The sequence below is a fragment of the Mariniradius saccharolyticus AK6 genome, from assembly GCF_000330725.2.
GTDB lineage: Bacteria > Bacteroidota > Bacteroidia > Cytophagales > Cyclobacteriaceae > Mariniradius > Mariniradius saccharolyticus.
This window is the reverse complement of the sequence record NZ_AMZY02000010.1, coordinates 191,731-207,624: the sequence shown is the minus strand read 5'-3', so window position 1 is coordinate 207,624 and position 15,894 is coordinate 191,731. Positions and strand designations below refer to the sequence as shown.

Genomic DNA, 15,894 nt, shown 5'->3' with positions numbered 1-15,894 from the left:
ATGAAACCCATAATGAAACGCTATTTTGTCTTCCTTTTTTGCTTTCTGGCATTTTTAAATGCAAAATCCCAGGATTGCGAACCGGCAGAACTTGCCAAAATCCCCGGCTCGTGGAAATCCAACAAAGACGGCTCAATCCAAAATGTAAGTACTGCGGATGTGACGCAAGAGCGGGCTGTATTAGCAAAAATCCACGAATCCGTAAAGGGCAAATACACGCCGATTGGAGGTGTTTTGAGTTTCTCCGATTCCTTTTCTATTCCCCTTGGAGAAGGAAAAAATTGGGCGGCCAATCCTTATGGTCAGTCGATGAGATTTTTGGAATATGTCTGCAAAAGAGATCCTAAAAACCCACAGGCTTATGTTCCCAATCTGGAGACTTCAGCTTTGGTGACTTTTTATGTCAATCAGATTTCTGCTTCTCAAGAGCTAGGCGGTGCATTTAACCTGTTCCCAGCGGAGCTTCCTGAGGATCATCCCAATGGATATTTTATCCTGGAAAACTGTCCTAAGCAGCAGGGGGATCGACTTTTATGGGAGATCCAAATTCCTTCAGACAGTCATTCCTTGGGAGAAAAGGTTTACATCCTGACCTACAAGGACAAAAGTCCGATGGTTCCGCTGACTAAGGGAGAATATTTGAAGCTGAAGATTCCGCTTCTAAAAAAATCCTACGAAGAATCCCTCAGCTACCACAAGGAGATCGATCCCGATTTTGATGCAGCTAGCAAACGCGTTTTTGACCAAAGTCTGGAAAATCTGAGAGCGCAGGAAGAACTGATCCAATCCACCGAAGCCCTTTTGGAATCCATGTCACCAGAGGAATTGTCCGCACCGGCAATCATCGAACGTGGAGAGACCAAAGGGGAATTCAGGGGATTCAAAAAGGAAAATGATCCGGATGTCTATTATTTGGTGAAGCCCAATTTGGCCTATTTCGATCCCAAACTACCCAAATGGGTGCCCCAGCTTATATCTGTAAGCATCAATTATGACATCAATGAGCAGATCAATTTTGAGAATATCAAGAAGCTGGAGCAAGCTATTGATTATGTGTTTCTACAATCCCTTTTAGGCAAAACCCAATTCCTCTGATCCTATGAAACCCTTGTTCACTTTTCTTTTTCTCTTTTCAATAGGCTTTGCTTTTGGACAAACTCAGACCAAAGGCAATCCCAAAGCGGACAGTCTGGACGTCAATCTCAGACCTGTCTATGATCTCGACAGCAACCGATACGAAATCATCAAGATCGGTAATCAGTATTGGTTCAAAGAGAATCTTAGGACGACCCATTACCGGGACACGGTGAAAATTCCCAATCGCCAAGATGCCACAGAATGGTCCCAAATCAAAAGCGGGGCTTATGCTTTTTTCGAGAATGAAGCTAAGAACATGGAGCAATACGGATTCCTGTACAATGGTTATGCGGTGGCCACAGGGAGACTCTGTCCCGAGGGCTGGCATATTCCTACAGACAAAGAATGGATTGAATTGGAGCGATTTCTTGGGCTACCTGCTGCTGAATTGGAACAGACGGGTGATCGGGGAAATATTGCTCCCAATCTGAAAAGCCCATCCGGTTGGAATTCCTCCGAATTTTCAGGTGATAATTCCAGTGGCCTCGCCATCAAACCTGCAGGTGCTCGAAAAGACAATGGAGAGTTTGTCACCCTGGGCCAATACGGGAATTTTTGGACTTCTACCGTCTATGATGACCGCTATGGCCTGCTCTACCTCTGGAATCACCACGTGCATTACAATACAGATGCCGTCGGCAGAATATACACGCTGGCAACAAACGGCTACTCCTGCCGATGTGTCAAAGACCAAGCGGGAAAACAACAGGAAATGGATACCAAATTGAACATTGATTAGCCCCATAAATTTGAATACGATATGAAAACCAACATGATTTTACATTCCTTAAAAATGTTTTTGATCCTTTTGTCCCTGTCTCTAGTGACCCTTCAAGCACAGGGACAAGATAAAGGGGAAAAACAATCGCCCTTGAAAGGCTTGGGTTCCAAGTTGAAAGAAAAGGCAGTCCCTGCTGGACTTGGAGGGAAGTCATCCAAAGAAAAAGAAACGACACCTCAGGGTGAAACGACCGAAACAAGCGAAGGGGAGTCTAAAGAAGGGGAACTGGATCCAGATGAGGAAAAATTTGACGAAGATGAGGATGATCCGGATAAAATGATGGAAAAAATGATCCGGCAATTTGGCCAAGACCCGGAAGACATAAAAAGAAAAATGAGTGAAGAGGGGGCAGACGCAGATCCCAAAGCCATTCCCAATCCAGATGAAAATGCCATAGCAAGTATTAAAGCCACTCCGAGGAATGAAGCTGAGATGCTCAATTTCCTGAAGGATTTTGAAAATGGGGCAGATCAGGCTTTGAGTCCCGAGGCACACGCAGATGTTGCTCCGCATTTGTACAAAGGGCAGCAGACAAAAGAGGCCGGATATATGTATTGGTTGGCAGGCAAACAGGAACCTGCGGCTTACCTGATGTTAAAGGCCTCCATTGCTGATCCACAGGATGAGCTTTTGCTAAGCAATCTCGCCTCGGTCATCACCATGGCAGGCTATGCGGAAAACAGCATTCCAATCCTCGAATACCTGCATCAAAAAAATCCCCAAAGCAGTATAGTAAACAACAACCTGGGCCAGGCATGGCTCAGCCTCGGTCATATAACAAAAGCAAAACCCTATCTCGAACAGGCAGTCAGTGAATACGAGCAACACCCTGAAGCCAACCGTAGTCTGGCACGAATTGCAATGAAAGAAAACAACACTGCCATGGCTAAATCCTACCTGAAAAATGCGCTTAAAGGAGGCTTCTCCCAAGACGCCTATTTTGAACTGAAAGATATGGATCAAGGTCAAGTAGAGGAGAGGATCGAAATACTGAAGCTAGACGACAAAAGGAATTACCGGGAAATAGCGGTAACCAAAAGATTTACGATGCCAGTAGTGCCGGAGTCCAATGAGAGGGCATTAAGTCGTGAACAGGAAATCGCTGATTTTTTTCATGGTCTCTCCCTCACTGCAGATGCATTGAACACAAAATATCCCTCCGGAACGGATAAGCTATTCGACAGCTATCAAAAGATTACTACTCAAATGGTAGTCAATAACCGGAACATGAAAAGTCTCGAAGACGTGCAAAAACAATACAGTCTTGCTGCACAAGTCTGGAATCCATTCAAAATTCAGGCGCAGGAAGTCTTGATGACAGAATTGGACGATTCTTATGCTAGTAGTTTCAACAAAAGGATAGCTAAGTTGCAGGAAGCCAGGGATTCGCAAATAAAGGCGCTGGAGGAGTCTTTTGCTGCTGACATCCGAAAAATGGGCGAAATCTCCAAACGCATAGCAGACCTGGAAGACGGTGACGGTTCAGGAGCGGAGATTGATGCCTTGGAAAAACAACTCTGTGCGATGAGGAAGATGTTGAACAAAACAAGAATAGAGAAAACAGCCCCCATCAACAATGCTTTCGTGCAGCAAATGGAATCGTTGGCATTTCAGCGATTGCAGGAATATACCTATTGGTACACATTGTATTTTCTTCCTCAGGATCCTACAGAGTTTGCATACGCTTTATATGGGGAATACCTGAGTACTTTATCCCAACTTCAGAAATATTATCCTTATCCGGTAATCATCTATTCAGAAGAAGGTTGCGAATCGCAGGTCAGTGAATCAGTTAACCCCAAAGGAAAGATGTCAGTATGGGAGGACACGCATTGCATAACCCACTGGGACCTGGATTTCTATTTTGTAAAAAGTAAGTTCACCTGTAAGGAGGCAACTATTGGTGGAAAGCTTTACGGAGTAGAATTCGGCGGTGGCGAGAAATACGATCCTTCTACACTCGAGACCGTTGAGCACTCAGTTTATTTCGGTGGGAAAATTGGCAAGGTGACTGATAACATCGGAAAAGCCCTTGCTTCAGATCTCAGCGCGGGAGTGGTAACCACAGTAAAATTCGACGGCAACTGGAATTTGAAGGATATAATCGTCAAGGCATCCGCTGGGGCTGAATTGGGTTTGAAAGTCCCCAAATCAACCGATCCAAATGACAACGGATTGGACATCAGAAAAGCCGCATCCATAAGCGCTTCCACAGGGTATGAATTGTCTATTTTGAGCGGGTTCAGGGGAACCGGACCGAAGGTGACTACGGTAGGGAATATTTTCAGTAAAAAGTAAGGGATTCCCGATCAAGTGGATATATTAATTAAATCAAGGCCAACACATCCCCTTGAAATATGAAAAAGCATTTTGGTAAGCTTTATGGCAGGTATAAGGCCGGCATCATTTGTGCATTTGTTTTGATTTTTCAGGTGTTTTCGTTAGCTGCACAAACTGTTTCACCCTGTCCCACCGATAACTTAAGCAATTATCCCGGGGCTTGGAAACAGCTCGATCTATATTCAGCGCCAGGACACATCAAGGCAAAACCCGGAAGCTACGATAAGAGCGTAGCAAATGCCAATCTTGAAAAACTCCTGAATCTTGCCAAAAAAGCCTATCCCCAACCTATGGGCGGCAATGTCAATTACAGCAAATACCTGGACTTCTCCAATGTATATGACTACTTGCCTTTCGGTTACCGGCTTTACATAGGCCATCCGGGATTTGTCTGTACGGTGGGGGACAAGGTTACTGAAACTTATGAAACAGGAGTTTATCTTTCTTTTCAGATAAACAATTACGAGCCATTCGTATCTCCAATTACTGCTCGGGAAGTTTTCGGAACCGATTACCGAATCGGGGTCGTCAAAGGCTCTGAGTCAGATTACGGTATCAATGGGCAAAGGGTATTTCTTATCCACGAGAATTTTGTCAGTAGCAATGGTTGGATGGATCATTATACCGAGGAAATCTATGGCGGAAGAGAACCAAGACAGCAGTGGTTTGTCATCAGGAAAGAAAATGTCCCTTTGTTTAGGTACGTTACCCGTAAGGAATACCTCACCCAGTTCAGGGAAGAACTCTACACTTACAGAGACATATATATCGAAAGCATTGAGGAGGGCTACAAAAAGTTTCCTGAGAGTTATTCGCAGGTTTACGAGAGCCTTGCAGAGTTTAAGATACAGACAGAAAATGCGGTCAAGCGGGTAGATAACTACTTGCGCAACAGTAGCGAGGAAGAGCTCACTAAGCGGGTTTCTGAGTTATTTTTCCATGGAAATTTCATCATGGAAAACGAACCGGAAATTAATTTCCGTAAGGACAGGTTTCACATGGTATTTGTCAATGAGGAATATATGGATAAGAAATTACCGTACCATATTCCCCAATTCGTCATAGTGGAACTTTCTGCTCCTGCGCAAGATAAAACAGGAAGTTACGCCTGGAAATATAATTTCAGGCAGAAGATGATGGAAGGCTTGGACTTCAAGGAAATCCACAACATGCTGCTAAAATGATCCCTGTATCCAACAGGCAATTTGACCGAAAAAACAACGCACGATTTTTTTATCAACCGATTCAGAAAAATCCCCTAAAAACGGGATGGTCAACCACCTAAAAGGAGGATAATTTTCATTGTTAAATCAGCTGAATGGCACTATGAAGACATGTACGTTACGAATCGGTGTATTTTGCGAAAAAATTGTGAAAATATTCCTGACTATTGTCATCAACATCGGGACCTTGGCTGTAGTATTTGGCCAACAGGTAGAAAGATATGGCAATATTGCTTTTTTGCCACCCGGCGATTGGGTTAAAAATGAGGGAAATGGATACTTGGCTTTTACCAAAATCAACCAAGAATCCGGCGAATTTGGCAGAATTATTCTCTACCAGGCAGAAACCTCCTCAGGATCATTGGATGAAGATTTTAAAGGGGATTGGCAATCACTGATTGAGGTAAACTACCAACCCAAAGGGCTAACGGATTTTTCCAAAACTTCTTTCAATTCCGAATGGAATGCAGTCATAGGCGTAGCACCTTACGTGTACCAAAACCAAAATCAGGCAGTGGTTTTGGTAACTTTATCCAATCACAAACAAAAAATCAGCTATGTTTTTTTAAGTAATACGACTGCCTTTGAAAAGGAATTGGAGGATTTTGGAAGTTCTTTGGATTTACCATCTTTTTCCCATCCATCTGCTGTTTCCTCCAGCGAAAAGCCAATTTCTAATTCTTCCCCTGCGCAAGTAGTGGTCGACCAGCAAATCCTGGGAAAATGGAATAGGTCCGCTTCAGTTTCTTCCTTTTTTGCCAATCCAACAGCTTGGGGCAGCTCGGGCTACACGACTTGCCGGTATGAGTTTTTCCAGGATGGGACCTACCAGTACACCGAGCGGAATTTTGGCTATGCATACGAAGACATCATACTTGTAAGGGAAAGCGGGCAATATTCAGCCGATGGCGGAGTCCTTACCGTCAGTCCTACCCAAAGCAAAGTTGAACGGTATAGTAAGAAGAACGGGGTCGATGAGTTGGGAAATCTTAAGGAAAACAAAAGCAGGACTCTCGAAAAAGTGGCCTATCGCTATCAGTTGCATTACTTCGCAGGAATCGAACAATGGAATTTAGTACTTCAAGCCGATCAGCCTACCCAGCGGGACGGGAATTTCAGTTCCAATACTACATTTCCCAACGCTTGGTATTTCGATCAAAGATTCACGGAAGTAAATCTACTGAAATAACGGTCTTTGGCTGTGCAAATTGGATGGTATCCAATCCCATTACAAAGTCAATTTCCCTGATTACCCATCATTTCAAGCCGAAGTTTTGATTGTGTAACTCGTGTTGTGAGTGCGATGAACTCTTACTGCTCATAAAAAAATTTATTCCACAATCGTCCTGAACGTCAAATTCACCCGCGGCCGTTTGACCAACTTGGTGGGCGGGAGGCGATGCAGCCAGTGGGTTTGGGTGGTACCAGCCATTACCAGCAGACTTCCGTGCTCCAGCAGGAATTCGACTTTTTCTTGGGTTTCCTTGTGCTTGAAGGCAAACTTCCGCTCAGCGCCGAAGCTTACGGAGGCAATTGCACCGTCTTTTTTCAGGTCTTTTTCCCCGTCGCTATGCCAAGCCATACCCTCCTCACCCGAATGATAGAGGTTCAGCAGACAGGAATTGAAGGTTTCTCCTGATTCCCTTTCGATCACTTTTTTCAAGTCTGTCAGTTCCTTTGTCCAAGGCAGCGCCCGCTTGGTGGCGTTGGAGTAGGTGTATTCAAAATCCCGGTCCCCGTACCAGGCTACTTTCCGCTTGGTGATGTACTGTTTGCCGAAAATGTAGGCCTCGTCATTTTTCCATTCGATGGTATGGAGCAGGTTTTCATAGAAAGAATCCGCCTCTTTTTGGTTGAAAATCCTGCCATGGTAATGCACTATTCCATCCTTTGGAAGGTGGTTTTTGGTTTTGTCGATCTCGGGTTCGAAAAGGTTCATGCGGGATTTACGGTTTACTAATACCAAAGAAAAGAAGATGTGGAGGGTTTTGGTTTTTTTCTGAAGATAAAAAATTTTGCCGCGTTATCCGGAGGCTGTGCCTTCGGATTTCTGAGTTTAGTGCCTTAGGCTCGTTTGCTAGAAGCGTCGCCACAAGCGACACTACCATCAGTCCGTCGGTGCAACCGTTGGACAACAGGTCAAAACCATAGGTGCCGCGGAATTGAATCCTAGGCGTCACGATACTATCGATTCGACTACAGGGAGCGAACATTTAATGCTTTGATTGTCTTGAAAAGTGTTGGAAAAGAGCCATTTTCCCTGATGAATGTGCGGGATTATATTGACACGATCTATGAAAGCAGACACCAAATTGAAGGTGTAGACTCCCTTGCCATCAAGGATTTTGAAGAAGAGACCAAGAATTGGTGAATCCTATCTCAATTGACCGGATCATCAAATTTGATGGCTGTTCCGGAAATAGTGGCTCCGACATGAAGTTGGTTGTATTGTACATTGACCAAAGCATCTGCGCCTTCAGCTTTGGCTCTCTTGATGAGTTTTTTGGTTAAGCCGTTTGGACCAGAAAACCAACCACCATGAACTTGGATAAATTTGATTTCATTGAACTCCTTGCCAGGGTTTTTGACAGTATAGACTTCAATACCATCATAACTTCCTTCTACAGTTGGGATAGTTCTGGTGGTTGTGCAGCTAATGAGAAAAGAAATTGAAAAAAAGGCAAGAAAGTATAGAAAGAGGTTTTTCATCGGTCGATGGCTATTTGGTCTATTTGCCAACGTATTTTTTTGTTAATAGTTGCTTTTTTTGGGGTTCGTCGGGATATCCTGGAGGAATAGGTGGTAAAAAAATAGTTAGGCTGAGATAAACCATCTCAAAAACGAAGCGACTCGGAGAATACAACTCTAGTTTCCTTAACCTAACGAATACGAAAATTAGTTTTTGTCCTAGAGCGTTTGCGTCTTGATGGTACTCATCTGTTTGCTCTTTAGGGTCGATTATTCGGGACTTGGCATTCCCAATGTCCTGCCGGGATTTTTGATTCAGCCCTCCTAGGCAGCGAACCCTATCGGGAATCTCACAGGCCTGTATTCTTTCCGGCGTTGGTAAATGGCGGTGAAGGGTTCCACAACTCTGCGGTCGTCTTCTCCCTTGACTATAGGCAAACGCCCATTTGTAAGGGATTCTAGAAATTATTCGACTTGCTTTGGGATGTAATGGAAGGTGGTATCGATGGATTCAAAGTGCTGGTTGTCAGAAGTTATCCATGCTTGGGGAAACTGTTCTTCCCTTGGTATAGTCCATAGGTTGTTGAATTGAGCCTTGGTGATCCCAGACACTCCCGCGATGAACATTGCCCCGCTCTCCGGCTCTACCCCGACTGATGCGCCGTTGTTGCCGTGGATATGGACCTTGCCATGGATTCCCGGTTTTTTGGAATTGCTCAGGAGGATGAAGGCACGCCGTTTTCTAAAAGCGTAGCCTTTGGATTCCTGAGCTAAAAGCGTTTGGTTAGGTCTTTTGCTTCGCCACGAGCGACACTACCATCGGTCAGACGGTACAACCGCCGGACAACCACGTCTCCAAACATTCCCCTGCATTTTCCCAGTTCACCTTTTTTCATATTTCTTCGATTATTCTTTTCCAAGTATTCCTTCCGCCGTTTGTCAAGAATTGCAAATGAAATTGCGCTTGTGTATCTACATTGTCTCGTTTTTGAGACAATACAACATGAACAACCGCAGAGACTTCCTCATCAAATCCGCCCTTGGTGCCACGGGTCTGGCACTTGCCCCAGCTTGGCTGCAAGGTGCCCCCGCGATCATCCAGTCCCTTAGCAGGCCCAATTCCAAAATCAACGGCGTTCAGATCGGCTGCATTACCTATTCGTACCGCTCCATGGCTGACCAAAGCTTGGAGGCCAATATTCGCTACATCCGGGAATCGGGCATCAGCGCTGTGGAAATGATGGGCGAACCTGTGGAGTACTTTGCGGGAATGCCCCAACCAACCTTTAACAGGATGAGAGTATTCCAATTGGGGGGAAAAGAACGCCGTGGCGAAACACTTACGGATGCTGAAAAGGCAGAATTGGCGGATATCAGAAAACAGTCCGAGGCATATGCCAAGGTGGTATCCGAGTGGAGGTCCAAGGCTGATTTTAAGAAGTTCGAGCAGGCGGCCAAAATGTTCAAGGATGCCGGAATATCCGTTTACGCTTTCAAACCCAATGCTTTTGGCGCCAACAATTCCGATGCGGAAGTGGCCTATGGCATGAAGGCGGCGAAGATCCTCGGTGCCAGCCATGTGACTTTGGAGCATCCATCCAACGATGAGCAGACGCTGCGTCTTGGCAAATTGGGCGATGCCAATAAAATGAAGGTGGGCTACCATGGCCACGAGCAGCAAACGTTCACTTTTTGGGATACGGCCTTGGGACAGAGCGATAGCAACGGTCTGAATTTCGATACGGGCCATTATGTGGCTGCGGGCCATACAGACATGATGCCCTTGATCGAAAAATGGCAGGATCGGATTTGGAGCATGCACGTCAAGGACCGCCAAACCCCAGCCAATGGCAAAGGAAACCTCCCTTGGGGCACCGGCGATACGCCGATTGCCGAAATCCTGCAAACCATGCAAAAAAACAAGTACAAGTTTCCGGCGACAATCGAGCTCGAATACCAAGTACCCCAAGGTTCCGATGCCGTCAAAGAAGTCCAAAAATGCCTGGAGTTTTGCAGAAAGGCCTTGGTCTAATTTTCCCTAGAATCAACAACACAACTATGAATATTTCCCATTTCAAAAAATCCCCATGGTTGGCCATGGGAATCCTGTTTCTGTGGTTTGCCGCCTGTGGGCCAAAAGACGATCCTACTGTCAAACCTGACGAAAACAGGTTCACGCCAGTTGTCTTGACCGAGGGGATGGACGAACCCATGGCAATGACTTTTCTTCCCGGCAACCGCATTCTATTTGTCGAGCGTAAGGGCGGCGTGAAGATTTTGGACGAAACGACCAAGACTGTGACCCTTGTGGCCACAATTCCTGTCAACACGAAGTATACCAACAAGGAAGGCGCTGTACGTGAAGCCGAGGAAGGCCTGATGGGTGTGATTGCGGACCCGAACTATGAGAAAAACAACTGGATTTACATGTACTATGCAGATCCGGATTTGCCCAAGCATGTCTTGGCACGCTGGGAACTGAAAGGGAATGAATTGGTGGAATCCTCCAAAAAAGTCGTACTCGAAGTTCAGACCCAAAGGGAGGAATGCTGCCATACGGGTGGAGGCATGGCCTTCGACAAGGATGGTAACCTGTTCCTGACCGTTGGAAACAATACCGTCAACCCGCGGGAAGGCAGCTCCAATTTGGATGAAAGGCCCGGGCATGAAAACGCCGATGACCAGCGCGCCCCCGGCAATACCAATGACCTGCGTGGCAAAATCCTGCGCATCCATCCCGAACCGGATGGTACCTACACGATTCCGAAGGGAAATCTTTTTCCCGAAGGAACAGAAAAAACAAGACCGGAAATCTACACCATGGGCCATCGCAACCCTTGGAGGGTTTCTTGGGACAGCGAGACTGGATTCATTTATTGGGGTGAAGTTGGACCGGATGCCGTGGTAGATTCCATTTGGGGACCAAAAGGCTACGACGAGTTCAATCAGGCCAAGGGACCGGGCTTTTTTGGCTGGCCTTATTTCATCGGCAACAACCAAGCCTATACCCGCCACGACCATGCTGCCGGGACATATGGGGCGCCTTACGATGTGAACAAGCCGGTCAACGAATCGGTCAACAACACAGGCTTGCGGGAACTCCCGACTCCGGTGGTGCCCGCGATGATCTGGTATCCCTATGGCATTTCTGAGGAATTTCCAATGCTGGGAAGCTCGGGAAGAAGCGCCACAGGCGGTCCCGTGTTTAGAAAAGCAAATTTCAAAAAGGATGCGCCGTTTGTTTTCCCAGCCTATTACGAAGGAAAATGGCTCATCGTGGACTTTATGCGGGGCTGGATTATGGCTGTGACGATGGACAAAAATGGAGACTATGTTTCCATGGAGCGCTTTATGCCAAGCCATACCTTTAGTTCGGCGATCGACATGACCTTTGGGCCGGACGGGGCATTGTACGTGTTGGAATACGGCAGTGCTTGGTTCAGGGGAAATGCCAATTCACGTCTTATCAAAATCGAGTACAATGCAGGCAACCGCAAGCCCAACGTGACGGCGGCAGTGGACAAAAATGCGGGAGCGGTTCCATTTACCGCCAAGTTTTCCTCCGAAGGAACCAATGACTATGATGATTACGATGGAGGCAAGCTCAACTACGAATGGCTCATCAGTTCCGACAACGGAGTCAACACCCTCTTGAAGGAAGCCAATCCGAGCTTCGAATTTACCCAACCGGGTACTTATCAGGTGACCTTGACCGTCACGGATACAAAAGGCGAAAAGAACGCCCAAACCCTCGAAGTCACCGCTGGCAACGAACCACCTCAGGTCTCCATTGCTTTTTCCGGTAACCGCACCTTCTACTTTGGCCAACCTGAATTCTCCTACGAAGTAAGCGTTACAGACAAGGAAGACGGCAGCACTGCCGAAGGCAAAATCAAACAAGAGGAGGTTGCGATTACGTTCGATTATGTGCCAAAAGGTTTTGACCCGATCGAAATCGCTTCCAAGCAAAGCGGTGCGGAAAGCATGGCTGTATTGAACCTGGGCAAAAATCTGATCGAAGGCAGTGATTGTAAGTCTTGTCACCAATTGGACAAAACATCGATTGGCCCGAGTTACCAAGCTGTAGCCGAACGCTATCCAAAAACCCCTGAAAACGTGAAGCTGTTGATCAGCAAGGTGATCAATGGAGGCAGCGGCGTATGGGGCGACCATGGCATGGCTGCACACCCAGGTTTGAGTGAGGCAGATGCCAGGAGGATGGTTGAATATATCCTGTCTGTCAATGAAGTGAAGCCAACGGTTGCCTCTTTGCCTTTAAAGGGAAGTGTTAAGCCAGCCGTTCCAGAAGGTGAAGATGGGCAGGGAGGATATCTATTGCGGGCATTTTATGCAGACAAAGGTGCCGGACAAGTAGGTTCACTTTCTGGACTTGATTTTGTGGCTTTGAAAAATCCTTTCCTCAATCCACAGGAATCAAGTCATCGAAAAGGTGTCCAATTGATGACCACGCCCCAAGTCAATTTCTTTGTGACCGGAAACGACTCAGAGGTGGGATTTGAGGATATTGATTTGACCGGGGTGCAGCAGATCGATCTGTATGTACAGGTCAGTACCCGCGTACAGGCAAAGGGTGGACAGGTTGAGGTGCGTTTGGGATCGCCGACCGGCGCGCTGATTGGTACGAGCAATGCGGTGGCGCCAAAGGAGCAAGCATTTATGCGCCCTCCAGCTGGCGTGAATCCCATCGAGTGGCGCCGTCAAAATGCCACCAAGGCCCAAGTCGTCCTGAGCCAAGCTGTGGAAGGAAAGCAGAACATCTACTTTGTCTTCAAAAATCCCCAAGCCAAACCCGAAGAAATATTGATGAACATCCAGGAAATCAGGTTTATGAATGTGAGGGAATAGCTCTGTTATCCGAAGGCTGTGCCTTCGGATTCCTGAGTCTAGAGCCTTTGGCTTGGTATATTACTTCGCTTCAAACGACTCTACCTTGAGTCCGACGGTGCAACGGTCGGGCGACAAAACCACCGCCTAGAGAACTGGGCGGTTTTTTTATTGAAAAAGTTCATCAATAAACAATTGGGATCGCCGTTTGTGACTATCAGCTAAAGCGGAGGGGGAGAAAATAGTTTTTAGGCAAACGGGTTTATGATCGTAAGCTTTTTGTCAATGATTAGGCCATGGTGTAAATCTTCAGTGTAAAGGGACTCGCACCCAGATTCGATAGCGGTCGATACAACAAAGGCATCAAAAATTTGAAAGTCATAATTCTTACAAATGTCATATGCTAGCGTTATCGATTCTTCGGTGAGTGGTACATAATTGCAAACCTCCAAAAATTTGGTGCTAACCTGAATGACCGACTCCTTAGAATATTTCCATCTTCTAGTCAAGACATTTATTAATTCGCTAAGGGATTGGGAGTTAAAAACGGGTTCCTTTGAAATCAATTCAGCAGCTTTGATTCTTCGCTCAGTTTCAGAGGTATTCAAAAAAAAATAGAGCAAAACATTTGTATCAACCGCTATTTTACTCATAGTCAATTGCGTCTAATCTACTGAAAACAAACTCACCTTTTCCGTCGAAGGTCAATCCTTCAAACTTCTCAAAAAGATTTTGGACCGATGCGTCTCTTTCAGAATCAGATACAAGCGATTCAGTTTCACCGATTTCAAAAGCGATCAATTCAATTTTCTTGCCGATGTATGATTCGGGAATTTCCAATGTGTATGTCTTTTTTTTCGGGACGATGATTTGCCTGATCATAAGAGAGGGGATTCTTGATAATGATAAGTTTAGAAAAATTTTTAATTACCCAAATTAAAACACATTACGATTTGTAAGAGTGAATAGTTCGTATACGCTACTCTTAGATCAATGATAAAAGGCACTTATTTTCGATATCAGAAGACTATGCCTTCGGATGTTTTTGTATTGACCCTGTGGCTCGGTTCCTAGGTGCGTTGCAAAAGGCGACTTTACCAAAAGTCCGACGGCGCAACCGTCGGACAACATAACATCAATCAAACTCATAAGCCGCCTTTAGCCCCTTTTTGTCGAGTATTTCCTTGACCTTTTGTTGGTTGGCACCAAAGGCGCGTTGTTTGGAAATATCTTGCAGGTAGCGGTCGATGTAACTTTGGCTGATTTGGGAATTGTCACCGTATTTTTCCCTGAGGCCATCGAGTTGGGCATGGAGTTGCTTTTTGATTTCCGCATAGGCAGGGTCATCATACACATTGCGCATTTCGTTGGGGTCGTTTTTGCGGTCGATAAGTTCCCATTCATCCACGTCGAAGTAGTAATGCACGAGTTTGTAGTCCTTGGTGATGATGGCATAATGCCGCTTTACCATATGCACTGCGGGATATTCGTAGTAATGATAGTAAACCGCCTCACGGGTCCATTGGTTGCCATTTCCGGTCAAAAGAGGCATCAGGCTCTCGCCCTGCATATCGCTCGGGGCAGGGATTCCCGCCGCATCCAAGAAGGTCTGCGCAAAATCCAGGTTCTGCACCATTTCGTCGGAGCGACTTCCGGCCTTGATTTTGCCGGGCCATGAAATCAGTAGTGGGGTCTTGAAGGATTCGTTGTACACGAAGCGCTTATCGAACCATCCGTGTTCGCCCAAGTAAAATCCCTGATCCGAAGTATAGACGATGATCGTGTTTTCCATCAGTCCATTTGCCTCGAGGTAATCCAATACACGGCCTACGTTTTCGTCCACGGCTGCTATGGTACCGAGATAATCCTGCATATAGCGCTGATACCGCCACTGCATCTTCTCTTTTTCGGACATTTTTGGAAAATCCTTCTTAAATGCTTCATTGAGCGGCTTGTAGTATTTGTCCCAATTGGCGCGCTGGCTGTCGTTTTGCCTGCTGCGTTCTCCTTCGAAGGCGCGCCTATCCCAGCCCGATAGATCTGGAATTCCGAGTTCCTGCATCACTTCGGGATAGACTTTGGAATCGCCCGCCCAGTTCATGTGCTTGAGGAGGTTCATCTCTGCTTCGCGGGCCGCACTTCCACGACCCGAGTAGTCGTCAAATAGGGTGCTTGGTTCTGGAAATGTCTTTTGGGTATATTTGGCTAAGTGTCGCTCTGCGGGAAGCCATTCCCGGTGAGGAGCCTTGTGGAGGTACATCAGCAGGAACGGCTGGTCGGCTTTGCGTTCGTTTTGCAGCCAATCCAGGGTCATGTCCGTGATGATGTCAGTGACATACCCTTCTACGCGGACGGTTCCTTCATTCTTGGTGATAAAATCAGGATTGTAATAATTGCCCTGTCCGGGTAGAATCTTGAATTGGTCAAATCCCTTTGGACTGTTGCCAAAGTGCAGCTTCCCAAACATAGCGGTCTGGTAGCCGTTGGCACGGAGGATTTGGGGAAAGGTGACGTTTGTAGTGTCGAAGGGAAAATGGTTGTCCACCTTGCCGTTGATATGCGAATGTTTACCCGTCAAAATGGTCGCCCGCGAAGGTGCACAAATCGAATTCGTGACACTGGCGTTGGTAAACAGCATGCCCATTTTGGCAATCCGATCGATATTGGGCGTATTGATCAACTTGTTGTCATAAGCTGAAATTGCCTGATAGGCGTGGTCGTCCGACATGATGAAGACGATGTTGGGACGCTGTGGGGCTGTGGTTTGTTCGGTTTTTTGACCACAGGAAAAAGCCAGGATCAGAATGCAGACAACGTAGAAGTGGGGGCTTACAAGTTTCATAGTCCATTTTGTGAATGGTTAAATTTAGAAAACATCGT

General features: G+C 46.2%; 13 protein-coding genes. 8 read left to right on the top strand and 5 right to left on the bottom strand.

What is annotated here, in order from left to right:
- From C943_RS10105 to C943_RS10085, 5 genes are all read left to right on the top strand, one after another.
- Nucleotides 1-1,095 (top strand): hypothetical protein, encoded by a 1,095-nt coding sequence (locus C943_RS10105; protein ID WP_008627299.1) that lies wholly within the window; start codon nt 1-3, stop codon nt 1,093-1,095.
- A 4-nt stretch (nt 1,096-1,099) separates the two neighbouring features.
- Nucleotides 1,100-1,876, top strand: a complete 777-nt coding sequence (locus C943_RS21410) for a fibrobacter succinogenes major paralogous domain-containing protein (protein WP_008627298.1) — start codon at nt 1,100-1,102, stop codon at nt 1,874-1,876.
- A 21-nt stretch (nt 1,877-1,897) separates the two neighbouring features.
- The gene (locus C943_RS10095; protein WP_008627296.1) at nt 1,898-4,216 is read left to right on the top strand and encodes a tetratricopeptide repeat protein; all 2,319 of its coding nucleotides are present in this window, start codon (nt 1,898-1,900) and stop codon (nt 4,214-4,216) included.
- Nucleotides 4,217-4,275: 59 nt separating this feature from the next.
- Nucleotides 4,276-5,442 carry a hypothetical protein gene (locus C943_RS10090; RefSeq protein ID WP_008627295.1) on the top strand — a complete coding sequence of 389 codons (1,167 nt, stop codon included), beginning with the start codon at nt 4,276-4,278 and terminating at the stop codon, nt 5,440-5,442.
- Nucleotides 5,443-5,629: 187 nt separating this feature from the next.
- On the top strand, nt 5,630-6,670 hold the full coding sequence (locus C943_RS10085) for a hypothetical protein (RefSeq protein WP_008627292.1): 1,041 nt from the start codon (nt 5,630-5,632) through the stop codon (nt 6,668-6,670).
- Nucleotides 6,671-6,811: 141 nt separating this feature from the next.
- On the opposite strand, the gene C943_RS10080 is transcribed toward C943_RS10085, so the two are convergent.
- Nucleotides 6,812-7,420, bottom strand: a complete 609-nt coding sequence (locus tag C943_RS10080; protein ID WP_008627290.1) for an alpha-ketoglutarate-dependent dioxygenase AlkB family protein — start codon at nt 7,418-7,420, stop codon at nt 6,812-6,814.
- A gap of 282 nt (nt 7,421-7,702) precedes the next feature.
- Here C943_RS10080 and C943_RS22030 point away from each other — a divergent pair, with 282 nt between their 5' ends.
- Nucleotides 7,703-7,852 (top strand): hypothetical protein, encoded by a 150-nt coding sequence (locus C943_RS22030; protein ID WP_008627288.1) that lies wholly within the window; start codon nt 7,703-7,705, stop codon nt 7,850-7,852.
- 8 nt (nt 7,853-7,860) lie between these two features.
- Here the strand turns inward: C943_RS22030 and C943_RS10075 are convergent, their stop codons facing one another.
- The gene (locus C943_RS10075; RefSeq protein ID WP_008627286.1) at nt 7,861-8,190 is read right to left on the bottom strand and encodes a hypothetical protein; all 330 of its coding nucleotides are present in this window, start codon (nt 8,188-8,190) and stop codon (nt 7,861-7,863) included.
- 982 nt (nt 8,191-9,172) lie between these two features.
- On the opposite strand from C943_RS10075, the gene C943_RS10070 reads away from it, so the two are divergent.
- Together C943_RS10070 and C943_RS10065 are read left to right on the top strand one after the other, a co-directional pair.
- Complete coding sequence (locus C943_RS10070; RefSeq protein WP_008627280.1) at nt 9,173-10,201, top strand: sugar phosphate isomerase/epimerase family protein; 1,029 nt, start codon at nt 9,173-9,175, stop codon at nt 10,199-10,201.
- Nucleotides 10,202-10,227: 26 nt separating this feature from the next.
- Nucleotides 10,228-13,035, top strand: coding sequence for a PQQ-dependent sugar dehydrogenase (locus tag C943_RS10065; protein ID WP_008627279.1), 2,808 nt, complete (start codon nt 10,228-10,230; stop codon nt 13,033-13,035).
- Between the two features lie 227 nt (nt 13,036-13,262).
- On the opposite strand, the gene C943_RS22625 is transcribed toward C943_RS10065, so the two are convergent.
- The 3 genes from C943_RS22625 to C943_RS10050 form a co-directional block, all read right to left on the bottom strand.
- Nucleotides 13,263-13,667, bottom strand: coding sequence for a PIN domain-containing protein (locus C943_RS22625; protein ID WP_040480018.1), 405 nt, complete (start codon nt 13,665-13,667; stop codon nt 13,263-13,265).
- Entirely contained in the window at nt 13,660-13,896 is a 237-nt protein-coding gene (locus tag C943_RS10055) for a hypothetical protein (RefSeq protein ID WP_008627278.1), read from the bottom strand. Before C943_RS10055 ends, C943_RS22625 begins: the two co-directional genes overlap by 8 nt.
- Before the next feature lie 253 nt (nt 13,897-14,149).
- Nucleotides 14,150-15,856 carry a sulfatase family protein gene (locus C943_RS10050; RefSeq protein WP_008627277.1) on the bottom strand — a complete coding sequence of 569 codons (1,707 nt, stop codon included), beginning with the start codon at nt 15,854-15,856 and terminating at the stop codon, nt 14,150-14,152.
- Nucleotides 15,857-15,894: the final 38 nt, after the last annotated feature.